This window comes from Pseudomonas sp. LB1P83, from assembly GCF_054897885.1.
The window spans coordinates 3,614,118-3,637,878 of the sequence record NZ_CM142709.1; the positions used below are offsets into that span (position 1 = coordinate 3,614,118).

The following is a 23,761-nucleotide window of genomic DNA, read 5'->3' on the forward strand; positions in this document are numbered from 1 at the left end:
TTTGCGGACGGGGATGATGAAGCGGTCTGATTTCCTGGAGACCGTTGATAGCTGAGGAGGTAAAGCATAGCCCTGCGCTCCTGGTTGAGAGGTACAGCCGACGACAGGTTTGCGCCGGCGGTTTTTCCGGGGCTGTGGAGTAAATGAAAACGGGCGCCAGTGAGGTGCCCGTTATTGGTTGGTGTTTCGGTTTTTACCAACTGCCGTAAGGGATGCCGTATTTTTCGATGTAGCGCTTGGATTTTTCGGATAGCGGATAATACTTGCCGCCAGATTTCCCAAGGTGAGGCCCCAAAGACTCAATCTCCGCTTGGGCGTGGGCAACTTTGATTGATTTCATACATTTATCCAGTACCCACACCTGCACAATACCTCCAGGCGCGAGCCCAAGATAAACCTTGGCCCTGTAGTTGGCCGTTTCTTCAGGCCTGGATGGACAACGTTCATTCACTGAGGCATGCAAGATTTGTCGAGCCACTTCAGGAATGTCGACCCATGCACGATAAGTTTGCGGCTCGACTACCGACTGCCAACGAACGTAAATACGTTTGGGTAAATCCGCACCGACTACACCGCGAGTACCACTGCTGATTTTTTCGCTCCAGCCACGAGCAAATTCAGCATCACCCGCGGGCTCATCACTTGCTGCAGTGCCGCCACCAGTGCGGCGAAAAAGCTTCCCGTTGATGTCTTCGACAGCAGTGTCTTCCACCCAGACCTTCATGTAGGTGGGCTCAACAAAACTGAGGCTCCACCATGGATTCTTCGGGTCGGCTTGATCAGATAGAGGCGCTGCTGCCTGGCAAGCGGTGACCAGAAACGCACTCAGTAAAAAAAAAAATGCGCGCATCAAAATGTTCTCCAAGGGGAATCAGCTACATGAGGATGGCGCACCCGTACACCGTCGTCGGTCGGTGCATTGGCGTAGCGGAGGGTTACGCCCTTCTCACGACTCCCACCAATCGGGTTGTTCCAGTTGGCGGACATGTGAACGTATTTCAGCTTCAATAACTCTTCTTCGTCGGGTTCTGGCTTGTATTCGCCGGCGAGCACTCTGTCACAGAAAGGCTGAAGTTCAGGAGGCACGCTGTAAGCAGGGTCATTCTCGTCGATCACCTCAAATTGCACACCTTTCTCCTTTGCCAATTTATGCATCAAACGCAGGTAAACCACAGCCAGTTTGCCATTGACAGTCCGCTTGAGCTGCAAGCCTGCATACACCCTCTGCTTCTTCGGCCCTGCCTTCTCCTGTTCCCAGGCAGGTGCAACGCTTGGCGTCGGGGTCACAATTTCCAGCATGGATTCGGGCCAACCCTGGGCCACCATGCGTGCTTTCTGCTGCTGGACATCCAGGTAAATGGAAGTGGAGCGGACATCCGTACCATGCGGCACTGTAAGCGCCTGCATTGGATTAACCAGCACACACTCCTCCACGACTTCGCGGTAGCCACCGCCGATATCGGAGTGCACCCCGGGCAACGGAATTTCCGGGTAGGCGGGCACAACTGTACTCAATGCGAAATTCGCTCGGTGTTCGTCACGTGCGACAAGTTGGACAACATCGGTAAAGTATCGGCGATCCAGATATAGCTTGATCCCAGGAGCAACCGGGCTTTGGATGTTTCCAAAATTCGTTAAGCCCGCCACGGAAGGTACGGTATCGAACAATCCGACAAAGCCCATGATGATTTCGCTGTTGAACTGATTGCCGAAGCTGGAACTGAACCCTTTGGGGTTTCTACGCAACACCTCCCCTAATGGTCCTTGCTTGCAACGCACTATCTCATTCGCAAAGTGACGGGCCGCCGCTGCCCCCCGACTGAAGCCAAACGTGTCAAAGGTCAGCGAGGTGATTTCGCAACCAGGGCTCTTATCAATAAGTTCTCTTATCGAATCATTCAGATCGGAAAATGCTTGCTGGACTTTGGCCGCAACACCGGTATCACCACGTCCGGTGGCGGCATTCAATAACTTATCTTCTGCTCCTCCGGTCGTCCCAATGCCCTCCACGTAGAGGCTGCGTAAGGAAAGCCTGACAGTGCCTTCACCATCAACGTCTTTGGCTGCGGGGTAGAGATCAAACAGCTTGGAGACATTACTGACATCATTCCCATAACTGCCTTCAGGATCTGCCATATAGGGCTTACAACTCGCATCAACATCCGCTGGCTGGATTGGATGATGCGCGCCGCAAAGCAGCCCGGAAGCCGAGTTGCCGGCATTGTTCAGCGTCCCGTCAAAGAACACCCCAATGCGCAGCGCGACCCTGACTTTCTCTTTCGCAGGTGCCGGTGCCTTGCCGTGTTTCTCATACTCCGCCCAGCGTCGGGCATGGATGTCGACGGGTTTGGCTTCGTCGTATCGGTAGTTTTTCGGGGGGTTGGGGACGTATCCACTCATTCCTTGATCACCTGGCTCCTTGGTACAGCGGGCGCTGAGGGTGCCACTGTGGATCCAATCAAGCAACGCGTAGCCAGAGGCCATCACCCAAAGGATTTGAACGTCGTCCATCCATTGCCGACGTCGATAGTCACCATCAACTCAATGAAGTTCTCATAAAAAATCCGCGGCGTAAGATCGGCTCCATACCAAAACAACTACACCCCGGAGCACACCATCATGAAACGCCAAATCCTTCTCAGCATCGCTTTCTCGGTTTTTGCAGTAAACGCTTTCGCCGCTACCTCTGCTCACCCGGTTATCGCTGAAGGTGGTTCCGACCGTCTGATCGAGAATCGCGTCGCTGAAGGTGGTTCCGACCGTCTGCTCGAAAGCCGTGCTGCATAAATGAATGGCTTCACCGCAATACCCAACGAAAAGCCCGGCCTTATCAGCCTAATGCTGTTCACTTAAGTATTTGAGTCCAAGCGGGGCTTATCCGAAAATCCGATGCCAGACCTCTGGCATCGGATTTTTTATGTCTGTTCAACAAGACCTGCTCGACCTCAGCGACCTTTTCAACTTCTGCGACCTGAGTACTTTCACCCAAAACATTCCCATCGAGTGGGTAGCGTCTGCGCTGGATCTATCCAGTCAGGCGACCATTCGCCGACGTCGCTTGCCCGCTGACCAAGTGCTTTGGCTGGTGCTTGGCATGGCGTTGTTTCGTGACGAGCCGGTTCACGAGGTCGCCAGACGTTTGAACATCTGCGCCCAAGGCCTTGCCACTGATCACTTGTTGGCTCGCAGTGGCGTGACCGAGGCGCGCAAGCGACTCGGTGCCGATCCTGTTGAGTGGTTATTCCGCAAGACCGGCACCCAATGGGGTGCGGAGCGCTATGACGACGATGCCTGGCATGATCTGCAGGTATTTGCGGTAGACGGTGCACTTTTGCGTACTCCGGATACGCCCGAGCTCCGCGATCACTTCGGCTCGGGAAACACTCCAAGCGACCGCCAGACGCCGTTTCCGATGTTGCGCCTGGTGGCCCTGATGAATGTGCGTTCGCACGTGATCATGGATGCTCAATTGAGCCCTTACCGACGCAGTGAAATGCGCTTGGCCGACGAGTTTTTGCAGCAGATTCCTGACCACTCGGTGACGCTGTTCGACAAAGGTTTCTGGGGTGCCGAGCTGCTGTCGGGCCTGAGCGGAGCAGGCATCAACCGTCATTGGTTGATCCCGGCAAAAAAAGGACTGATCTGCGAGGAAGTGGCCCGTTACAGCCAGCACGACCGTTTGGTGCGCATGAAAGTCTCGCCGCAGGCCAGAAAGCGAAACCCGGCTCTTCCATCGCACTGGGAAGTACGCGAAGTCAGCTATGAAATTCAAGGCAAGGTGAAGACCGTTATGACGTCGTTGCCGGCCAAGGCTTACAACACCAAGGCTGTTGCCAAGCTTTATCAGGAGCGTTGGGAGATCGAGTTGGGCTTCAGGGACATCAAGAGTTCGATGCAGCAGAACGCCATGACCTTGCGCAGTAAAAAAGTCGAGCTGATCTATCAAGAAGTGTGGGGGCTTTTGCTGGCTTACAACGTGATTCGTCGAGAGGCCAGTCAGGCAGCGGTGGCGTTTGGCCGAGCCCCCTCGGACATCCGTTTCAAACCGGCGTGCCAGTACATCGCCGTGCAACTGATCGTGATGGCAGCGGCCAACCCTATTTCAGCGACAGGAAGACGTTTGGCTGAGTTAAGAGCAGGTGTTGGAGGATTGTTTCTGGATCACCGCCCAAGGCCTTCGAGACCAAGGACGGTGAAAATTTCAAAAACCCGGTTTCCAGTAGACCGTAAGGCTGCTCCGCTTAAGTGAACAGCATTAGGCCTTATCAGCCGGGCTTTTTCGTGCACAACATTAATCCAACTATCCATGCACATGGATAGTCATGACAGCTTTAACGGCTATTGATCCGCTATTCAGTCTATTAGCATCTACCACAGGTAGAAGCCTCCACCAAATATTAAACTGAATAGAGGAATACGATGAACAAGCCCGAGTTTTTTGTTACACCCGGTTATGGCGAAACCCTGCTCAACGCTTTGCACTACTCGCAAGCTTTAAAAATTGGCGATCGAGTGGAGACTTCAGGCCAGGGCGGCTGGGATAACGACCTGCAGATTCCCGATTCAATCGAGGACGAGATTGCTCAAGCGTTTCAAAACCTGGAGCGAACTCTCGCGACGGCGGGTGCCACTTGGGAGCATGTGGTCCACGTCAACTCTTACCATGTCGGCGGTTTCCCCCCGATAGTTAACGAGACGATGGCCAGGCTGTATCGCCATTACATGCCCAACCATGCCCCCATCTGGACACAGCTCGGGGTCGCTGCGCTTGGTCTTCCAACGATGCGCATTGAAATCCGCGTGACCGCCATTGTTCCTTGAGTCTCAATGGATAGGCGACTCTTCCCGGAATGTCTGAATCACCCAATCGATGAAAACCTTTAACCGGGCATTTTGATGTCGATTGGGGGGATAGAGGACATGAAACTGCATGGCGGGCCGAGACCAGTCTTCCAAAACGGCAACTAACTCGCCGGCGTCCAGATACGGCTGAACTATGCGCGTGAAGTGCTGCCCGATGCCCAGACCCGCGAGCATCATTTCTTTGAGACCGTTACCGTCATTCGTCGAAAATTCGCAGCCACCGATTTCGTATCGATGAGTGCCGTTGTTGAAAACCAAGGGTTCCGGTTTACCCGTCGCGGCAAAGAAGTAGCCTGCCTGGACATGGTTGGTCTGGAGATCGATCGGGGAAGCAGGCGTACCCATGCGTTCGAGGTAAGCGGGAGTTGCGCAGGTGACGTAGTGAAGGTCGACGATCTTGCGCCCGATCATCGTCATGTCATCCAGGTCACCGGCGCGGATGACGCAATCCACGCCCTCGCCAACGATATTGACGGGACGGTCGCTGATACCTAAGGCAATGGTGATATCGGGATACTCGCGATGAAAATCAGGCAGCGCGGGTATCAGCAGGCAATTGGCGAAGGAGGCTGGCGCATCAATCCTCAGGTGTCCGCCCGGCTTGAGCTTTTTGCCACGCGCGGCGGTGTCGACTGAGTCCAGTTCGGCAATCAGACGCATCGAATGACTGTAGTATTCCAGCCCATCCGAAGTGGCGGCAACTGCACGTGTAGTTCGGTGCATCAGCTTGATACCCAGATGCTTTTCGAGGTCGGTTATCAACTTGCTGACGGTCGAACGTGGAAGCGCCAGCTGGTCTGCAGCCCGGCTGAAAGAGCCTGTTTCCACAACACGTACAAAAGCACGCATTGCTAAAAGTTGATTCACAGTGGTCTACCCGCCTCATGATGAACATGCAGCCTTACTGTCCATGAATCTGCACAGTGCTGACTGAAATCAGTATATTTGTTCTGCATTTCAGTCTAACTCAGCGGGCGCTCCAAGCGTTGTATGCTTGGCGTCCGTCTGTGATACACAACACCTGAGTTTGTAAGTCCTGAGTCTGATGAGGTTTTGCTTATGCCCTGCTTCCCACATGTCCCGCAGCTGCTGACCTGCGCCCTGGTCGGTTTACTCGCTGGCGGCGCACAGGCGAACACGCCCGCCCCGGTGCCCGACAGTTTGCAACCGCTGCTGGTGACAATGAACGAGCGCCTGAACATTGGTGATCTCGTGGCGCTGACCAAGTGGGACAGTGGCAAACCGATCCAGGACAGCATCCGTGAAGCGCAAGTCATCGCCAATGCCAGGAAAATGGCCGTTAAACGAAAGTTGGACCCGGAACAGGTCGCCGAGCTGATCGCCGCACAGATCGAAGCCAACAAGCTCGTGCAGTACGGGCTGGTCGCTAACTGGCGGGCAGCCGGCAAGGCGCCTGACACCCCGCGGCCGGACCTTGCCAAGCAGATCCGCCCACAGCTGGATGAGCTGCAAAACCGTCTGTTGCAGCAATACGCCGACTTCGCGCCCTACCGCAAAGACCCGAACTGCCCGACATGGCTGGGGGAGGCACGAGCCGGCCTGATCAAGGACCAACTGCATGGTCAGGCTTTGATACGCGCTACCGGGGAGTTGTGTGTCGCGGATCAGTGACAGGGCGATGTCCGTTCGGTGCAGCCATTGACTGCGTCAATAGTCACCATTAACTCAATGAAGTTCTCTTAAAAACTCCGGGGCGTAACATCGCGTCCATACCAAACAACTACACCCCGGAGCACACCCTCATGAAACGCCAAATCCTTCTCAGCATTGCTTTCTCGGTTTTTGCAGTTAACGCTTTCGCCGCGACTTCTGCTCACCCGGTTGTCGCTGAAGGCGGCTCGGATCGTCTGATCGAAAGCCGTGTGGCTGAGGGTGGTTCGGATCGTCTGATCGAAAACCGCGTCGCTGAAGGTGGCTCCGACCGTCTGATCGAAAACCGCGTCGCTGAAGGTGGTTCCGACCGTCTGATCGAAAACCGCGTCGCTGAAGGTGGTTCCGACCGTCTGATCGAAAACCGCGTTGCTGAAGGTGGCTCCGACCGTCTGATCGAAAACCGCGTTGCTGAAGGTGGTTCGGATCGTTTGATCGAAAACCGCGTTGCCGAAGGTGGTTCCGACCGTCTGATCGAAAGCCGCGCTGCATAAATGAATGGTTTCACCGCGGTACTCAACGAAAAGCCCGGCCTCATCAGCCGGGCTTTTTCGTGAGCGCTTTCCAGTGCGTTTGCCTAGCCGCCGCTCGATCTTGACGGCACTATTGAGGTCTTGCGACAAACCATCGGAAACCCGGCATGAGCAACACTGAAGCGCTTGCAAAGATAATGCTCGGCCCCTTGTTGCTCATTCAGGGCCTCTACACTCGGCGGGTAACGCCAAAGCTGCCGGAAGCCGAAGGCGAACGCCAAGGCATGGCCGGTAGCGGCAACGCCTTGCGGCTATTAATTCTGGGAGATAGCGCCGCTGCGGGTGTCGGCGCCTCAACTCAGGATGAAGCGCTCAGTGGACAACTGGTCGGCCGATTGGCCAATGATTACCAGGTTTACTGGAAACTCTGGGCCAGATCCGGTCTTGATTCAAAAGCGATACTGGAACTGCTCGAGCACAATTCGCCGGAACCCTTCGATGTGGTGCTGTTGTCTATCGGCGTGAACGATGTCACCAGCACACTGACTGCCGATCAGTGGGTCACTCGACAACATCAGTTGATGGACCTGCTGTGCAGCAAGTTCGGGGTGAAGCAGATCATCATTTCCCCTCTTCCACCCATGCATCTGTTTCCCGCTCTGCCGCAACCGTTGCGCTGGTACCTGGGGATCAGGGCTACCCGCTTCAACAAGCACCTCGCTGACCTGGCTGATCGCAAAGATCAATGTACGATGTTGGCAACCCGGCTTGCACCCGTGGCCGGTTTAATGGCGCGCGATGGTTTTCATCCCGGCCCGACGATGTACAGTCTGTGGGCAGACGATGCGGCTGAAATGATTAATCAGCGCTTTCGAGAAACCGCCTCACATCCCTCGACGTTTGCACAACAATAAAAATTACAGGAGTTGAAAATGTCTGAACTGAACCTGCATCCCAACGCCGCACAATCCTTGAACCAATGGCACGACATGATCCGCAAGGGTGACTTGAGCGCCCTGCCCGAATTACTGGACCCACACGCGGTATTCCGCTCGCCGATGGCTCATACGCCTTACCCGGGAGCGGCCGTGGTATCGATGATTCTCAACACGGTCATCGAAGTGTTTGAGGATTTTGTTTACCACCGCGAACTGTCGACAGCCGACGGCTTGAGCGTTGTCCTGGAATTCAGCGCCAAAGTCAGCGGTAAAGAGCTGAAGGGCATCGACATGATCCGGTTCAATGAACAAGGAAAAATCGTTGAGTTCGAGGTGATGGTCCGCCCATTCAGCGCCTTGCAAGCGTTGGGTGAGCAGATGGGACAACGCCTTGGCGCGTATCTGGCGGCCAGCAAAGCCTGATTGCGTTGCATCGTTTGGGCGAGGTGCTACGGGCAACCCGAGCACCTCGTTCACAAGGCCACCGCTATGACCAGGGATGAGCAGGATGTCGCTAACCTGCTCAGACGCATGGCCCGCCGAATTCAGACACCCATCAGCGTACCGTCATCACCGAACAACACCTGGCGAACTGATTGTCGGTTACCCCCCTTGGTTCCCGGATCCCGGACTATCCTTTCAGGCGGTCGCTGCACTTGCCTTGCTCGCGCAGCGACACCCAAGCAGCCAACTCCCTATGTCTCCTGATCTGGAGGTATCCCATGAGCGATAGCACCGAAGTCACGTCCTTCACCGGCTGGGCCGCAACGGCGGCCGGCGCGCCACTGGAGCGTTACAGCTACGAACCCGGTCCGTTGGGGGATGAGGAGGTGGAAGTCACCGTGGAATATTGCGGCGTCTGCCACTCTGACCTGTCGATGATCGATAACGAATGGGGCGTCAGCAACTACCCTTTCATGCCTGGCCATGAGGTGGTCGGCAGCATTGTGCGAGTGGGCGCGCAGGTACGCGGGCTCGAAGTGGGACAACGGGTGGGCATTGGCTGGTACAAGGGCAGTTGCATGCACTGCTCCTCGTGCATCGGCGGCGCGCACCATCTGTGCGGCACCGCCAAACCGACCATTATCGGCAGCAACGGAGGCTTTGCTGATCGCCTGCGTTCACACTGGGCCTGGGCGCTGGCGATACCGGGCGAACTCGACCCATCGAAGGCCGGGCCGCTGTTCTGCGCCGGCTCGACGGTGTTTAATCCGTTGCTGGAATTCAACGTCAAACCCACTGACCGGGTCGGTGTGGTGGGCATCGGCGGCCTCGGTCATCTGGCACTGCGCTTCCTGAATGCCTGGGGCTGTGAGGTCACGGCGTTTACCTCGTCGTTGATCAAGACCGACGAAGCCCGACGCCTGGGCGCGCACAACGTCGTCGCCTCGACCGACAGCGACGCACTGAACGCCATTGCCGGCACCCTGGATTTCCTGCTGGTGACCGCCAACGCCAACCTCGACTGGACAGCCATGCTTGCCACCCTGCGCGGCAAGGGTCGCCTGCACTTTGTCGGCATCGTGCCCGACGCCATTCCCGTGCATGTGTTCAACCTGATTCCCCAACAAAAAACCTTGTCCGCCTCGCCGGTCGGCTCACCGAGTAATACGGCGACCATGCTGGAATTCTGCGCACGTCATCAGATCCTGCCGCAGGTCGAGCTCTTTCCCATGAGTAGGGTCAACGACGCGATCGATCACCTGCGCAGCGGCAAGGCGCGTTATCGCGTTGTGCTGGATGCGAGTAAATAACGGACTGGCGCTGATATGGAAAACCAGACACCCGAGCCTCACCGCATCGTCTGGTCTGCTTGCAGTTCTTACGCAGGAGTTGGCAATGAACTTCAGACACTCACTTGCAATCCTAATGATCGCCGCCAGCCTGTTCGGCTGCGCCACCTCAACTGACCATGGCGTGTCTGTCCCGTTGGTTGCCACTCGGCAGAACACGGGGCAGATCGGCAATGTAACGCTGACAAGCTGGGACAAACAAACCGGACTCAGCTTCTTCATCAGTGGGGCTCCAAGCGGAGCGACTCTGCCCTTGCGTCTCTATTCCTTCATCCATAAAGGCAGCTGCCAGCAACCCGGGCCAGTCGCCTTTGCAATGAATGACAAGGTCAACACCACGCGCGAAGCCGTACGCGGCTGGTCGTTCTCAAGAAGCGCGCCGATCGCACTGCAAGATCTGCTTGCCGGTGACTATTACATCCTCGTGCGAACGGCTCCAGAGAGTGGCAACATCGATATTTTTTGCGGGGATATCAAGCAAGGAGGCGCAGCGAAGTAGCCAGAGCCTGGCGCTCGTCTTTCGGGTCGCGTCCTAGCCGTCGGGTGCGCGGTTCGGATCATTTTCACGCATGACGATCAACGATCCGAACCACCCTGATTATGACAACATCAGGTCTTCGATGCCTGTGGGCTTGTCACTTACCGTAGCGACTTGAATCCGGCGCGGACTTCCTGCGAGAAAAGCGCTGGCTGCTCCCACGCAGCAAAGTGCCCGCCTTTGGGAAGCCTGTTGTAATGCACAAGTTTGGGATAAGCCTGCTCCGTCCAACTTTTCGGCGCTGCATACAGTTCATCAGGAAACACGCTAACCGCAACCGGGATGGTGACGCCCTTGATGGCGAAAAATGTCGACTTGTTCTCCCAATAGAGCCGCCCCGAGGAAACGGCAGTTTTGGTCAGCCAGAACAGCGTGATGTTGTCGAGGACGTCATCGGGTGTGAGGCCTTCCGGTTGTCCGTCAATGGAACGGGCGATCATCTCGTAGCTTTTAGGATCGTGATCAAGCATGAAGGCTGCCAAGCCAACGGGTGAATCATTGAGACCTGTCAGCGACTGAGGCCGGTCGCCCATCATGATTGCGTAGCCGATGTGCTTGTAGGTTTTGCCGAGTTGATCAGCCGCCTGCTTCTCCTCCGCAGAAAGACCACTGGGTACCGGGTCGCCGCGAAACAATGCCGCATCAAGTTCAGGGGGGATGACGCCAGGCATGTTCGAATGAATACCGATCAGGCCAGGTGGCGCCTTTGCGGCCATCAGATCGACAACGATAGAACCCCAATCGCCACCTTGCGCCCCGTACCGGGTGTATCCGAGACGCTTCATCAGCTCGATGTAGGCACCGGCGATACGCTCGGGATTCCAGCCGGCCTCGGTCGGTTTCTCCGAAAAACCGTAACCCGGCATCGATGGAATCACCAGGCTGAACGCATCGGAGGCATTGCCGCCGTGTGCCGTAGGGTCGGTGAGTGGGCCGATGACTTTCATCAACTCGATAATCGAGCCAGGCCAACCGTGCGCCATCAGCAGCGGTAACGCGTTCTCGTGTTTGGAGCGGACATGGATGAAATGGATGTCCAAGCCATCAATATTCGTAATGAAGTTTGGAACTGCGTTTATTTTGGATTCGATTACTCGCCAGTCATACTTTGTTGCCCAGTGTCTGGCCAGTTTCTGGATCGTCGCCAGTTGCACACCTTGCGAGGAGTCATTGACTGTTTCCTTGTCCGGCCATCTCGTTGCTTCGATACGTCTGCGCAACTCTGAAAGTTCTGCCTCTTGGGCACTGAAATGAAAGGGGCGTATTTCAGCGGAAAAACTCTTTGTTTTTGTTGGATTATTAGTCATAGTTTCAGTCTTTATTGATAAACCGAGTAACCCTAACGGTGCAGCCGCACAGGTCACTGCCGCAGCGCCGCAAAACTTACGTCTGGTTAGAGAAAGTTGTTTGATCACGACGTCTGAACATTAAACTCAACGTCGATGTTGCCGCGTGTCGCCTTCGAGTAGGGGCACATCTGATCCGCAGCATGTGCGACAGCGCAAGCGACCTCATGGGGCAGGCCTGGCAGCCGTACATCGAACCGGGCCTGCAGAAGATAAGCGTTCCCGGTTTGACCCAAATCGATCTCGATATCGACGGACACGTCGGCTGGAAGCGTCACCTTCAGCTCTTTGGCCGCAAGGCCAACGGCTGCGATGTAGCAGGCCGACCATGCCCCGGCAAACAACTGCTCGGCCGTCGGGTGCGGTTGAGTGGCGGCGAATAAGTGGGCGGCTTTGGCGCTCCCGGGCGTTGAAAGTTCGATGTCGAGGTTGCCGTTGTGCCCGCGCGGGGTGTTGCCGGCACTGCTCAGGGTGGTGTGAGTCTTGCCGGTCACCAGGACTTTTTCGATGTTGCTCATCGGTGATTCCTTGAAGTTTTTATAAGATTTCAGATAGCACAAAAGATACGTAACTATCTGACGGCATTGATTTTATAGGCGCGACCAAGGCACCGAGAAGAACGGAAAAACCGATCACCTTCGGCTTTTCCGCCCACCACCACTCGTCGCCAAGGCGCAACGTCAGCTTTGACTTCATTGGATCTTTGGGGGAATATTTATACATCGCATACGATTTAATCGATCACGATAACAAGCTATCGCAACCTTGCCATTTGGAGACTCAGCCATGAACACCGGAAGCAGCCACCCGCTGTTTATCACTGCCGATCACGCTTCCCATGGCCACAACGGCAACAACTGGATCACTGCTTCATGAAGCTGATCCAGATTCGAGCCTTCTGCTCAGTGGTCGACAAGGGCAGCTTTCGTTCGGCGGCACGGGAACTGGACGCGGCCCAAAGCACGTTGACCGAGTCGGTTCAAAGTCTGGAAAGAGAACTGGGGGTCACCTTGTTGGTGCGATCCAATCAAGGCATCAGTCTGACCCTGGCCGGCAAGGTGTTCCTGACCCGGGCACGCTCGATCATTCTGGATTGCGATCGCGCGGTACAAGACGTCCGACAATGGAATGGAGCGCCCGAAGGTCAGATCGCATTGGGTGTCACAGCGGAACCATTGGCGGCGTGTTTGATGCCGGTCTTCAGCAGTTTTACCCGCCGATTTCCAAAAGTGCAGCTGCACGTCGCCAGTGGAAAGTCGAAGATGCTGATCGAGATGATCCGCGCTGGCCGGCTCGACTTTGTGATGTGTCCATTGAGCCCCGATGTCTGCGATATCGACCTGCAGATCGAGCGGCTTTACCACTCGAAAACCAGCGTCATTGCGCGCAAGGGGCATCCCATGGCGCAGGCTCGATCAGTGCACGACCTGGCCGATTGTCAGTGGATCAGCGTCCGGCCGGCTGGCGTTATCGGTAGCGCGGAGAAGCATCTGATCGAGCTGTTCAGGACCCAAGGCTTACCTCCTCCGAAGATCGTGATCACCACCGAATCACTGTTGGAAATCCTGCACATCATTTCCGAGACGGATTACCTGACCATAGAACCCAGCATGCTTCCCGGCATGAAGCTGTTTTGTTCGTCGCTTATCAGCATTTCAATTCGGGAACCGCTGGAGTCAGGTGAGGTGTGCTTGATCAGCCGCCGGGTGTCACCCTTCACCCAAGTCACACAGGAACTGACCAGCATGCTGATTTCTTACTCGCGCTTGCGTCACCGAGCCAAGGGGTGAATACCGCAGGGATTACTTTGACAAATGACGAGGATCGTCACGACTGTCAATGTACTCAAGCCCCAGCGGACCTGTTCCATAAACCTGAGAGTTATATTCCCCCGATTTCGCCCAATGAAAATGCGGAGTATTAGCCGGGAGCACCACTACACTCCCCGGCCCGTAAGCAACCAGTTTGTCCGGATCGAACACAGTCCCAAAACCAATATAAAACACGCCGGACATGACGGTGTATATACGGTCTTCAGGATGTGTATGAGGCATTAGTTTCGTGCCGTTCAGCACTCTAACTCGCACAACATAGGGCCCGGGTTTAGCAGGATCCCCGACTAGAACAGCCAGTTTTACTTCTTTCGGAAATGCTGGAAAGCTACGCCATTCCACGTCTTCATTATATGAAGCACCGGTTTTACCAAGCGGCAGTGGCTGGGCTTGAACGCCCGACATTGCTGCACATACGACCAGAAGGGTTGTCAGGCAAGCAGTTTTCATAATGTTCTGAATCATGAGCGGCACACCTGAGAAAAATGTTATCGCTAATGTAGTTGCAGACCCCTTTTGCGATGATGCCGAGAATGCGTATTTCAGTTGATACGCAATGTAATCAATTCACTACGCTAGTCGTACGTTTCAAACGTCCCGGACTGAGGCAAAAAGAGACCGGATTCATTTACGTTTCGAGCATCTGATACGGCTCGAGCCAGGCCCGTGGTCGCAGGAATTTGAAATGCATGGCATTGCTCGACAGAATGGCGCCCCGATCCGGCCCAGGGTGCGGGATATTCGTGGTGAAAAGGAACTGCAGTTGAACGAACAGACATTGTCCATGCGCCTGGAGCACGTGTCGGCGCATGTGCCAGCAGGTGCGCGGCTGGCCGACATCGGCTCGGATCACGGCTACCTGCCCGTGGCGTTGATGCGCCGTGGGGCCATCGCGGCGGCGGTGGCTGGCGAAGTGGCATTGACGCCGTTCCGCTCGGCCGAACGTACCGTGCGCGAGAGCGGCCTGGAGCAGCAAATCACCGTGCGCCTGGCCAACGGCCTGGCGGCGATCGAGCCGGGAGACGGGATCACGGCGATCAGCATCTGCGGCATGGGCGGCGAGACCATCCGCGACATCCTCGACAGCGGCAAAACTCGCCTGAGCGGCCACGAGCGCCTGATCCTGCAGCCCAACGGTGGCGAGCAGCCGCTGCGCCAATGGCTGATGGAAAATGACTACCGCATTCTCTGCGAGGAACTGCTGCGGGAAAACCGCTTCGATTACGAAATCATCGTCGCCGAGCGCGCCGGACCGGTGATGTACACCGCCGAAGAGCTGTACTTCGGCCCGCTGCAGATGCAGGCACGCACCCCCGCTTTCCTGGTCAAGTGGCAGCGGATACTGCGCCACAAGCAGCAGACCCTGACCCACTTCGCCCGGGCGCGGCAGGCCGTGCCCGAGGAGAAGGTGCAGGATGTCGCCCGGCAAGCCCGGTGGATCACCGAACTGCTGGCTTGAAACGGTTTTAGGGTGTGTACGAACAGTCGCCGAGCGGCGATCAGGCAAGGCATCATTCAAGAATTTTCCAGCTGAGCGAAAAACATGAATCGTCAGAAAAAAATAAAGCAGTTGTTAAAGGCTCACGCCAAAAAGGCCAGTGCCAAATTGGCACCGGCAAGCAAGTCCAAATACATCAGTAAAGCGGACCGATTGAAACTCGCTGCTGAATCCAGTGACGACTCAATCATTTCCCCTGAGAGCTGATCTACCCGATCGGCCACTAATCGTAGAACGGCTCAACCGACACCCGACTGCCGACAAAAAAGCTGTCAGCAACCAGTCGCAGTGGCTGGAGGTCCAGGTCACTGGCCTTGTCGCCAATCAGCTGTTGAAAATGTCGATACACCGCCGCGTACTCACCCTCCTCCGATACAGCCTGGCGCACGCCGTCGATACTCAACAGTGCGCCACCGTTATCCAGTCGCAGGATGCCTTCGGTGCAGCGAATCTCAATGCTCCAGAGTTCGTCATGACCGTGGTCGAAGTCGAACTCCGCGCGGACATCGAGGTGGCGCGCGTCAGACATTTTGATGGAAGCCGCAATAGGCGACTGGCCGTTATTGGGGACTCGCAGTTCGGCAGACTCGACAAACAGCGGCAGCGCCAGCAGATGGGTGGCAATCGACAACGCGTTGATACCGGGATCGAAGACGCCCAGGCCTCCGGGTTGCCAGATCCATGCCTGGCCGGGGTGCCACTTGCGCACGTCTTCCTTCCAGTCGATCTGTACGCTTTGCAGGGTGCGCGTGGCCAACCAGTCACGGGCGGCTTCGATGCCGGGCGCGTAGCGTGAATGCCAGGCGAACAAACCGCTGACGCCTTGCTCCTCGGCCTGGCGCACCAACGCCATCGCTTCACCCAATGTGGCGCACGGCGGCTTTTCTACCAGCACGTGTTTGCCAGCCGCCAGCGTTTGCTGCACCAGCGCGAAACGTCCTTGCGGTGGTGTGCAAAACGCAATCGCGTCGACGTGCGGGCCATTTTCGAGCAGCTCGCTCAGGGACTGAAAGTTCTCGACCCCGGGGCAAGGCTGCCCTTGCGTGGCGACAGACACCAACTGAAACGCGGGGTTGGCGTTGATAGCGGGGACGTGTTGATCCTGGGCTATCTTGCCGTAGCCCACCAGACCGAGACGGATCGGTTGCATCAATGACTCCTGATTTTTTGTTTTTCTTGATACGCGAATCGGCAAGATTACGTTTGTGGCGCGGGGAAGTCATTGATGGCGTGAGTAGTTTCATCTGGCACGCGAGATTGAGCGCTGGCATCCCAAGCCGCCATAGGACCACTTTTCCACTGCTATGCTGATAACACCTGTTTCTGCACTAGAGACGAAAAGCATGGCGCCACAAGGCAAGCATTCCCCGTTCACGTTCAAGGCTATGGCCTGCTGGGCTGGAATTTTCCTTGTCGCCTGGGCTGCCATAAAGCTGCTCGACACTTACTTCGACCTGACATTGTTGGCAGATACCACGAGCCGACTGCTACGTTTGCTGGATTGGCTTTTGCTGGAAACGCCAGTGCCGAATTGGTCGCTGCTGATGATTATCGCGATTTTAACCTGCACTCTGTCTGTAGCGATTTACTACACCCGCAATACGGATGGCGCTTACGACGAGCTACATGAAATAGAGCGAAAAGTTTACAAGATGAACAACCCTCAGTTTCCACGGCTGACAGAGAACCAAACGCTACTGATGGAAGCGTTGGCCTATCATGCAAACTTTAGAAAAATTGCAAACTTAAACTCGGTTTGCAAGCTTGTCTCACTCAGCACGTTAGAAGTTGAAACCGGTCTGAAGCAACTTCAAGCCAAACGTCTTGTGAAGCAAAAAGTGACACGGGGTACGTTTGGCGCCACCACTTTTGAACTGACCTTGGCAGGCAAGGATTATGCGTTAGAGCGATTTGAGCTAACGTAGCATCGACACACTTGAGGTGCTTTTTTGAGACCCGATCAATCGATTACTTCAGGTTGCTCCGAAAAAAGCTCGTCAACTTGTCAAAGGGAATGAGATTGACCCGGTCATAGAGGTCGACATGACCAGCGCCTGGAATGATGACAAGGTCCTTCGGTTGACCGGCCAGCTTGTAGGCCTCTTCGCTGAATTCCCTTGAGTGCGCATCGGCGCCTGCAATGAACAACATCGGACGAGGTGAAATCGTCTCAATGTCATTGAACGGGTAGAAGTTCATGAACTTGATGTTGCTGGCCAGCGTCGGGTGCGTCGTCAGTTCCTTCGTCGAGTTGGGCGGCGTGTACTCGCCGCGCGGGGTGCGATAGAAGTCGTAGAACTCGCGCTGAATGGGATGCGTATTTTCGTCCAGTTGATGCACCGTACCGCTGGTGTAGCGGGTTTCACCGCCAGCGAACTCCACGTAACGTTGTTGCGCGGCTTGCGCGATGATGTCTTTGCGTTGCCCAACCGTTTGCGAATGCTTCAGCCCGTTGCGATTGGCTGCGCCCATGTCGTACATGCTCACGGTTGCAATGGCTTTCATGCGTGGATCGATCTTCGCCGCACTAATCACGAAGCTGCCACTGCCACAAACTCCGATGGCGCCAATCCGTTCCCTGTCGATGAATGGCTGGGTACCCAGAAAATCCACCGCCGCACTAAAGTCCTCCGCATAGATATCCGGCGAGACAGCGTTGCGAGGTTGTCCCTCGCTTTCGCCCCAAAACGAAAGGTCCAGGGACAGCGTCACGAAGCCCTGTTCGGCCATTTTCGTGGCATAGAGGTTCGCGCTCTGCTCCTTGACCGCACCCATCGGATGGCCGACAACGATAGCGGGACTCTTCGCGTTGCGATCCAGATTTTTGGGCGTAAAAAGATTCCCGGCCACGTTCATTTGGTACTGGTTTTTGAACGTAACTTTTTGCACGGTCACTTTTTCGCTCGTATAAAAATTATCGGCGCCGTTAGACATATCCGCTCCTATTGCTGAAAGTGAACTGAAAAGAAGCGTGAGTAGAAGAATGACTTTTTTCATTGGAAACCCTATTCATGTGCAGCAATTAGTCTTTGGAAAATACGACCCGAACATCACGCGAACCCAGTGCCTGAGACAGGCCGGCGGGGTCGTCCACACGACCAAGACGCGTGTACGCGTACGACGAGTTGACGGTCAGGTAGAAGACCACCAGCGTGTCCGTGCCATACAACATGAGATCGCCATTGCGTAGCGTTCCTGGGGCACTCGGATGGGTGGGCAACGCTTCAGGAAGACTGGCGAATTTCTCATTGCTGTTCAGATCGCTCATCTCCAACGTCAGCGCAAGCATCGCGGCAAACGCGCGAGCGGTATCAGAGTCGGTCAAAGTAATGGCGAAACGATGCTCGCCGACGTCCATCCACATGCGTGTTTTCTCCGATATCAACGACGCCTGTGCGGCATCTTTCGCAGCTGTTTCATGTGAGCCAGATGCAGGATGTTGGCGGGCTTCGTAACCGCCCAGTAAAAGCATTCCATACAGCAATCCCGACCAGCGCAGGCCCCTCCGTCCCCAGCGTCGGCGGTGCCCGGTTGCCGAGGCGAAGGTGCGCAGCTCGCAAACAGGGGCGCTTGAACAGATCATGGTCATGTTGCGTCTCCTTGCTCTTCGCTCGATTCAGACGGCTCGGGGCGTTTTGGAGCGTGATGTCAAAACAGTCAGGAACGCCGCAAGCAGAAGCACGGCTGCGCTCGCCACAAAAGTGCTCTGGTAGCCGTGACTATCGAACAGCAGGCCGCCAACGGTAGAACCCAAAGCGATGGCCAACTGAATCACCGCCACCATCAGCCCGCCGCCGGCCTCAGCGTTTCCGGGCAAGACTTGTGCAATCCAACTCCACCAGCCGACAGGCGCCGCGGTAGCCACCAGCCCCCACAAACCGAGCAGTACAGCAACGACAAAGACCGAGGTGCCGAAGGGAATGAGCGTCAAGGCGATTACGGCCATCAGTAAAGGAATGGTGACGAGTGTCCGGAACAGCCCACGCCTCAGGAACGTACCGATAATCAGGGTGCCGATGAACCCTGCGCCGCCGATCACGAGCAAGATCAGCGACAGCGTGGTGACGTCAACTTGCGTCACTGTTTCGAGGAACGGCCGCAAGTACGTAAACAGAACGAACTGTCCCATGAAGAACGCGGCGCACCCAGCCATGCCCAGCGCCACGGAACGGTGCTTTAACAGCTTGAGGACATTGCCGGAACCCGCCGTGCGCTCCTTCGCCTTCATGGTCGGCAGACTGGTCCATAGCCATATAAGGGCAATCGCCGCTACCGGCACGAGGCAGAAAAAGGCGCCCCGCCAACCCATGACCGAACCCAGATAGCTGCCCAGCGGTGCGGCAATCACCGTCGCCAACGCGTTACCACCATTGAAAATGGCCAAGGCCTTGGGTACTTGGTTGGCGGGCACCAGGCGCATGGCCGTTGCAGCCGACATGGACCAAAAACCACCGATGACCACGCCGATGAGTGCACGGCCAACCATGAACGTCAGATAGTTTGGTGCCATCGCGACCACGAAGCCGGACACTGCCATTAATCCAGTCAAGGCCAGCAAAAGCGTCTTGCGGTTGAGGGTTCCCGCCAGCACCGAAATCGACAAGCTGGTCAGTACTGCGAATACCCCGGAGATCGCAATGCCCTGCCCTACCCGTCCTTCGGTGACATGCAGATCAACGGCTATCGGTGTCAGCAGGCTGACGGGCATGAACTCCGACGCGATCAGCGCGAAAACGCAAAGCGTCATTGCAAAGACCCCGCTCCAGTAAGCAGGTTGCTCATGCCCCTCGGCTATCGGGAAAACAGTGGCCATCGGGGCCTCACCTTCATTCAATTTAATGAATGGAATGGTGCGGCAAGGACTTTCCAGCGACTAGCTAATGAATACTTAATAAGGCTATAAGTAAAGCTAATCAATAGACCACGAAGGCGTTTGCAATATGGTCAGAAGGAACCTCAACGATCTGCTGTCCTTCGTCACTGTGGCTCGCGAGGGCAGCTTCACACGCGCCGCCTCGATTCTGGGGGTCACCCAGTCTGCGCTTAGCCAGGCCATCAGCGGCCTGGAAGCCCGCCTCCAGATCAGGCTGCTCACACGCACCACGCGCAGCGTCTCGCCTACGGTAGCTGGCGAGCGGCTTTTGCAAGCCATCGGTCATCGCTTCGATGAAATCGAAGCGGAGTTGGATGTCCTGACAGAATTGCGCGACAAGCCAGCGGGCACAGTACGCATCACCTGCGGCGATCACGTCCTGCGCAAAACACTGCTGCCCAAGCTCACTCCATTGCTCCACGAATATCCTGACATCGAGGTCGAGTTCGACGTCAATTACGGATTCAGAGACATCGTGGCTGATCGTTTTGATGCGGGGGTGCGCTTAGGCGACACCATCGACAAAGACATGATTGCAGTGCCCATAGGACCACCCTTACGGATGGCGGCCGTTGCCGCGCCAGCTTACTTTGCCACTCGTACTGTTCCCAAAAACCCACGCGACTTGATGGACCATCGCTGCATCAACCAACGCATGCAGACATCAGGCGGGCTTTACGTGTGGGACTTTGAGCGACGCGGCAAGCAGGTGAATGTACGCGTCAGTGGACAACTCACATTCAATACTTCAATCCACATAGTGGATGCAGCATTGTCGGGATTGGGAATTGCGTATCTGCCCGAGGAGGAATTTGAACCACATCTTCAGGAAGGCAGGCTGATGCGAGTACTCGATGACTGGTGCCCCCCATTCGCTGGATACTACTTGTATTACCCCAGCCGGCGGCAACCCTCTCCAGCATTTTCGCTTGTTTCCAGAGCACTGCGCGAAGGAGTCTAGAGGCGGAGAATCGCAGACTCATTACTTGGGTAGAGTCTCTGCATCGTCCTTCTTCGTGGAGGGTAGCGACGATGCTGAGACGACCGGGTACAGAGGCTCGGCGCAATCAAATAACAGACAAACATCTGACGTCCGCCTTGGCTCGGCTGCTGGTCCATCGTGATTGTCAGCAATCGGCCCAGAGTGTGTAAAAACACCTTCGCGAACACTTGCTATGATTTCTGAGGATTTCATCGCAGGGATCGCCCATGAAGCGCTTTATCCAAGGTGAACATCGAGGCCAAGGCACCTTACTTCCCGAGAGCCTCGACGACTACGTCAGCGATACCAATCCGGTGCGCGTAGTCGACGTCTTTGTCGACGAACTTGACCTGGTCAATCTGGGTTTTGAAAGTGCCATTCCCGCCGATACTGGCCGGCCTGCTTACCATCCCGCGATCTTGCTGAAGATCTACATCTACGGCTATCTCAACCGCATCCAGTCGAGCCGACGTTTGGAGCGAGAAGCCCAACGCAACGTCGAGCTGATGTGGTGACCGGGCGGTTGATGCCGGACTTCAAGACCATCGCCAACTTCCGAAAAGACAACAGCAAGGCCATCCGAGGCGTCTGTCGGCAGTTCGTTGTGCTGTGTCAGCAATTGGGACTGTTCGGAGAACATCTGGTCGCCATCGATGGCAGCAAATTCAAGGCAGTCAACAACCGCGACCGCAATTTCACCAGCGCCAAACTGAAGCGGCGAATGGAAGAAATTGAATCGAGCATCAACCGTTACCTGTCGGCACTCGATGCTACCGATCGGCAAGAACCAACAGCTTCCGAGCCCAGTGCCGTGCGGCTGGAAGAGAAAATCGCCAAGCTCAAAACTCAAATGAAAGAGCTTCAGGCGATCGAAATCCAGCTCAATGAATCGCCCGATAAACAGGTCTCACTGACCGATCCAGACAGCCGTTCCATGATGACCGTGGCACGGGAATCGTCGGCTACAACGTGCAGACAGCGGTCGATACTCAGCATCATTTGATCGTTGCGCACGAGGTGACTAACGTCGGTTCAGACCGCGATCAACTCAGCTCGATGGCCAAGCAGGCCCGCGAGGCGATGGCGTCAGATACGTTGTCGGTAGTGGCTGACCGAGGTTACTTCAAAAGCGAACAAATCCTGGCTTGTCACGATGCAGGCATCACCGCCTATGTGCCTAAGCCGATGACCTCTGGAGCCAAGGCTGACGGGCGTTTCAATAATGATGCCTTCATCTACGATGCGGTAAAAAACGAATACATTTGTCCCGCTGGTGAGGCGTTGATCTGGCGCTTTTCCAGCATTGAAAAAGGCCTGAAGTTGCACCGTTACTGGAGTTCTAATTGCCAGGGATGCGTGCTGAAATCGAAGTGCACACCGAGCAAGCAACGGCGAGTTCGGCGATGGGAGCATGAGGTCGTATTGGAGGAAATGCAGAACAGGCTGAGCAACGCGCCGGAGATGATGCAGATCCGAAAACGGACTGTTGAGCATCCCTTCGGAACGCTCAAGCAATGGATGGGTGCGACGCACTTTCTGACCCGAAAGCTTAACGGGGTAAGCGCAGAGATGAGCTTGAATGTGCTTGCCTACAACCTGAAGCGGGTTATGAAAATCATCGGCGCCACTGGTTTGATGAAAGCGTTAACGGCGTAAAAACCGGCATTTTTACCCCATCCAAAGGACTCTACGAAGTTATTGAGCGGTTTAAACTGCTCCTGTAAATGTCACGGACTTGATCAGTTTGCGAAACGTAAGCACGGTCTCCTAGCGTCGATGTAAAACCCAATCTCACGTTTTTACACACTCTGGGCTGATTGCAGCCCTTCGCGAATGGCAGCTGAAGGGGCATGTCTGTCGCTCCTGCTTTGCTCAGCTACATGCCAACGCATCATCCTGATGTGACAGCGGCTGCACCGCCAGGTGCGGAGTTTCGCCGAAGAACTCGATCAGCAGTTCAGTGAGCACACGTATTTTCCGGGCTGGATGCGGACCAGGCGGGCGGATGATGTAGGCACCGGCCGGGGGGGGTGGATGGTTTGTCATGATCGGCACCAGTGCGCCGGATGCCACGTGTTCATGGGTGAGGCAATCGGGCAGGTAGGCGACACCGAGGCCTGCGGTCGCGGCGGCGACGAGGGCGGTGCCGTTGTCGGCCTTGAAGCGTCCTTGCGGTCGAACCGTAATGATCTTGTCGCCATCCATGAATTGCCAGGCTTCGGTGCCCTGCATGAGCGCCTGATGGGCGATCAGTTCATCCGGTGTCTCGGGTGCGCCGTGCGCCTTGATGTAGTCGGGGCTCGCGACGAGCTTGCCGTAGACTGGGCCAATCCGCCTTGCGATCAGATTGGAGTCCTGCAGATAGCCCACCCGGATGGCGCAATCGTACCCCTCGGCAATGAGGTCAACGAAGCGATCGCTGTAGCAGGTCTGGATATGCAGCTCCGGATGACGACGTGCCATCTGCGCCAGCATCGGGGCGAAGTGAGTCGGGCCGAACGACAGCGGGACGGCCACGCGCAAGCGGCCGCGAAGGGCGCCGGCGGGCAGGATCGTTTCCTTGGCGATGTCGATCTCGGTGCAGACTCTGGCGGCGTAGTCCCGGAACGTCGCGCCGGCCTCAGTAAGTGCCGCCCCGCGAGTGGAGCGTGCCAGCAGTTGCACGCCCAGTTCGGTTTCAAGCCGAGCCAGGCGGCGACTGACGATCGATTTCGACACGCCAAGACGCAGGGCAGCCTGCGAAATGCCCCCGGCATCAGCCACTTCCACGAAGGTCTGTAGTTCTTCGATATCCATTCTTGCGTTCCCCTTTTCGCGACACAGCACATCGCGCAATGCTACTACTGCATCGAACATGGGAACAGCACAATGGATTTTCCAGGCACGGCATCATTCGCACGTGTCCTGGAATCCATCAGTCGCACAGGCTCCGGCCTTTTCACAAACGTGCGTCA

At 56.0% G+C, this 23,761-nt stretch carries 24 protein-coding genes and 2 pseudogenes; 15 read left to right on the forward strand and 11 right to left on the reverse strand.

Annotated features, from left to right (window positions below; genetic code table 11):
• Positions 1-193 precede the first annotated feature (193 nt).
• Both ACYZTY_RS16655 and ACYZTY_RS16660 read right to left on the reverse strand, forming a co-directional pair.
• A complete protein-coding gene (locus tag ACYZTY_RS16655; protein WP_461954632.1) occupies positions 194-850 on the reverse strand; it encodes a DUF2931 family protein in 657 nt (218 codons plus the stop codon).
• Complete coding sequence (locus ACYZTY_RS16660) at positions 850-2,400, reverse strand: phospholipase effector Tle1 domain-containing protein (RefSeq protein WP_461954633.1); 1,551 nt, start codon at positions 2,398-2,400, stop codon at positions 850-852. The genes ACYZTY_RS16655 and ACYZTY_RS16660 overlap by 1 nt, the downstream gene beginning before the upstream one ends.
• 219 nt (positions 2,401-2,619) lie before the next feature.
• On the opposite strand from ACYZTY_RS16660, the pseudogene ACYZTY_RS16665 reads away from it, so the two are divergent.
• From ACYZTY_RS16665 to ACYZTY_RS16675, 3 genes and pseudogenes are all read left to right on the forward strand, one after another.
• A pseudogene (locus tag ACYZTY_RS16665) lies at positions 2,620-2,784 on the forward strand (phage infection protein); the annotation flags it as partial.
• A gap of 133 nt (positions 2,785-2,917) precedes the next feature.
• Entirely contained in the window at positions 2,918-4,249 is a 1,332-nt protein-coding gene (locus ACYZTY_RS16670) for an IS4 family transposase (RefSeq protein WP_461954634.1), read from the forward strand.
• A 170-nt stretch (positions 4,250-4,419) separates the two neighbouring features.
• Positions 4,420-4,821: a RidA family protein gene (locus ACYZTY_RS16675; protein ID WP_461954635.1), complete on the forward strand. Its 402-nt coding sequence runs from the start codon at positions 4,420-4,422 to the stop codon at positions 4,819-4,821.
• A gap of 3 nt (positions 4,822-4,824) precedes the next feature.
• Here ACYZTY_RS16675 and ACYZTY_RS16680 read toward each other — a convergent pair whose 3' ends face one another.
• Entirely contained in the window at positions 4,825-5,730 is a 906-nt protein-coding gene (locus ACYZTY_RS16680) for a LysR family transcriptional regulator (RefSeq protein ID WP_461954636.1), read from the reverse strand.
• A 192-nt stretch (positions 5,731-5,922) separates the two neighbouring features.
• On the opposite strand from ACYZTY_RS16680, the gene ACYZTY_RS16685 reads away from it, so the two are divergent.
• From ACYZTY_RS16685 to ACYZTY_RS16710, 6 genes are all read left to right on the forward strand, one after another.
• Entirely contained in the window at positions 5,923-6,495 is a 573-nt protein-coding gene (locus ACYZTY_RS16685; RefSeq protein WP_461954637.1) for a chorismate mutase, read from the forward strand.
• Positions 6,496-6,626: 131 nt separating this feature from the next.
• Positions 6,627-7,028, forward strand: a complete 402-nt coding sequence (locus ACYZTY_RS16690) for a hypothetical protein (protein WP_140894195.1) — start codon at positions 6,627-6,629, stop codon at positions 7,026-7,028.
• A 146-nt stretch (positions 7,029-7,174) separates the two neighbouring features.
• The gene (locus ACYZTY_RS16695) at positions 7,175-7,921 is read left to right on the forward strand and encodes an SGNH/GDSL hydrolase family protein (RefSeq protein WP_461954638.1); all 747 of its coding nucleotides are present in this window, start codon (positions 7,175-7,177) and stop codon (positions 7,919-7,921) included.
• A gap of 18 nt (positions 7,922-7,939) precedes the next feature.
• Positions 7,940-8,368, forward strand: coding sequence for a nuclear transport factor 2 family protein (locus ACYZTY_RS16700; protein WP_461954639.1), 429 nt, complete (start codon positions 7,940-7,942; stop codon positions 8,366-8,368).
• Positions 8,369-8,667: 299 nt separating this feature from the next.
• Positions 8,668-9,699, forward strand: coding sequence for an NADPH-dependent aldehyde reductase Ahr (gene ahr / locus ACYZTY_RS16705; RefSeq protein WP_461954640.1), 1,032 nt, complete (start codon positions 8,668-8,670; stop codon positions 9,697-9,699).
• An 85-nt stretch (positions 9,700-9,784) separates the two neighbouring features.
• Entirely contained in the window at positions 9,785-10,237 is a 453-nt protein-coding gene (locus ACYZTY_RS16710) for a hypothetical protein (RefSeq protein WP_461954641.1), read from the forward strand.
• A gap of 140 nt (positions 10,238-10,377) precedes the next feature.
• Here the strand turns inward: ACYZTY_RS16710 and ACYZTY_RS16715 are convergent, their stop codons facing one another.
• Together ACYZTY_RS16715 and ACYZTY_RS16720 are read right to left on the reverse strand one after the other, a co-directional pair.
• Entirely contained in the window at positions 10,378-11,583 is a 1,206-nt protein-coding gene (locus ACYZTY_RS16715; protein ID WP_461954642.1) for an epoxide hydrolase family protein, read from the reverse strand.
• Between the two features lie 104 nt (positions 11,584-11,687).
• A complete protein-coding gene (locus ACYZTY_RS16720; RefSeq protein WP_461954643.1) occupies positions 11,688-12,140 on the reverse strand; it encodes an Ohr family peroxiredoxin in 453 nt (150 codons plus the stop codon).
• A 354-nt stretch (positions 12,141-12,494) separates the two neighbouring features.
• On the opposite strand from ACYZTY_RS16720, the gene ACYZTY_RS16725 reads away from it, so the two are divergent.
• Positions 12,495-13,412, forward strand: coding sequence for a LysR substrate-binding domain-containing protein (locus tag ACYZTY_RS16725; protein WP_461954644.1), 918 nt, complete (start codon positions 12,495-12,497; stop codon positions 13,410-13,412).
• Positions 13,413-13,424: 12 nt separating this feature from the next.
• On the opposite strand, the gene ACYZTY_RS16730 is transcribed toward ACYZTY_RS16725, so the two are convergent.
• Entirely contained in the window at positions 13,425-13,919 is a 495-nt protein-coding gene (locus tag ACYZTY_RS16730; protein ID WP_461954645.1) for a cupin domain-containing protein, read from the reverse strand.
• A 298-nt stretch (positions 13,920-14,217) separates the two neighbouring features.
• On the opposite strand from ACYZTY_RS16730, the gene ACYZTY_RS16735 reads away from it, so the two are divergent.
• Together ACYZTY_RS16735 and ACYZTY_RS16740 are read left to right on the forward strand one after the other, a co-directional pair.
• Positions 14,218-14,913: a tRNA (adenine(22)-N(1))-methyltransferase gene (locus tag ACYZTY_RS16735; RefSeq protein WP_461954646.1), complete on the forward strand. Its 696-nt coding sequence runs from the start codon at positions 14,218-14,220 to the stop codon at positions 14,911-14,913.
• Between the two features lie 84 nt (positions 14,914-14,997).
• A complete protein-coding gene (locus ACYZTY_RS16740; RefSeq protein ID WP_461954647.1) occupies positions 14,998-15,159 on the forward strand; it encodes a DUF2986 domain-containing protein in 162 nt (53 codons plus the stop codon).
• Between the two features lie 16 nt (positions 15,160-15,175).
• On the opposite strand, the gene ACYZTY_RS16745 is transcribed toward ACYZTY_RS16740, so the two are convergent.
• A complete protein-coding gene (locus ACYZTY_RS16745; protein WP_461954648.1) occupies positions 15,176-16,102 on the reverse strand; it encodes a Gfo/Idh/MocA family protein in 927 nt (308 codons plus the stop codon).
• 193 nt (positions 16,103-16,295) lie between these two features.
• Between ACYZTY_RS16745 and ACYZTY_RS16750 the strand changes: the two genes are divergently transcribed.
• A complete protein-coding gene (locus ACYZTY_RS16750) occupies positions 16,296-16,877 on the forward strand; it encodes a hypothetical protein (protein WP_461954649.1) in 582 nt (193 codons plus the stop codon).
• A gap of 43 nt (positions 16,878-16,920) precedes the next feature.
• Here the strand turns inward: ACYZTY_RS16750 and ACYZTY_RS16755 are convergent, their stop codons facing one another.
• From ACYZTY_RS16755 to ACYZTY_RS16765, 3 genes are read right to left on the reverse strand one after another with little or no spacing between them, the layout of a single operon-like run.
• On the reverse strand, positions 16,921-17,949 hold the full coding sequence (locus ACYZTY_RS16755) for an alpha/beta hydrolase (RefSeq protein ID WP_461954650.1): 1,029 nt from the start codon (positions 17,947-17,949) through the stop codon (positions 16,921-16,923).
• 25 nt (positions 17,950-17,974) lie between these two features.
• Positions 17,975-18,535: a cyclophilin-like fold protein gene (locus tag ACYZTY_RS16760; protein WP_461959336.1), complete on the reverse strand. Its 561-nt coding sequence runs from the start codon at positions 18,533-18,535 to the stop codon at positions 17,975-17,977.
• Between the two features lie 33 nt (positions 18,536-18,568).
• Positions 18,569-19,765, reverse strand: coding sequence for an MFS transporter (locus ACYZTY_RS16765; protein ID WP_461954651.1), 1,197 nt, complete (start codon positions 19,763-19,765; stop codon positions 18,569-18,571).
• Positions 19,766-19,892: 127 nt separating this feature from the next.
• On the opposite strand from ACYZTY_RS16765, the gene ACYZTY_RS16770 reads away from it, so the two are divergent.
• Together ACYZTY_RS16770 and ACYZTY_RS16775 are read left to right on the forward strand one after the other, a co-directional pair.
• Complete coding sequence (locus ACYZTY_RS16770) at positions 19,893-20,786, forward strand: LysR family transcriptional regulator (RefSeq protein ID WP_461954652.1); 894 nt, start codon at positions 19,893-19,895, stop codon at positions 20,784-20,786.
• A 248-nt stretch (positions 20,787-21,034) separates the two neighbouring features.
• Positions 21,035-22,463 (forward strand): annotated as a pseudogene (locus ACYZTY_RS16775) (IS1182 family transposase).
• Between the two features lie 216 nt (positions 22,464-22,679).
• On the opposite strand, the gene ACYZTY_RS16780 reads toward ACYZTY_RS16775, so the two are convergent.
• The gene (locus tag ACYZTY_RS16780; protein ID WP_461954653.1) at positions 22,680-23,603 is read right to left on the reverse strand and encodes a LysR family transcriptional regulator; all 924 of its coding nucleotides are present in this window, start codon (positions 23,601-23,603) and stop codon (positions 22,680-22,682) included.
• Between the last annotated feature and the right edge of the window lie 158 nt (positions 23,604-23,761).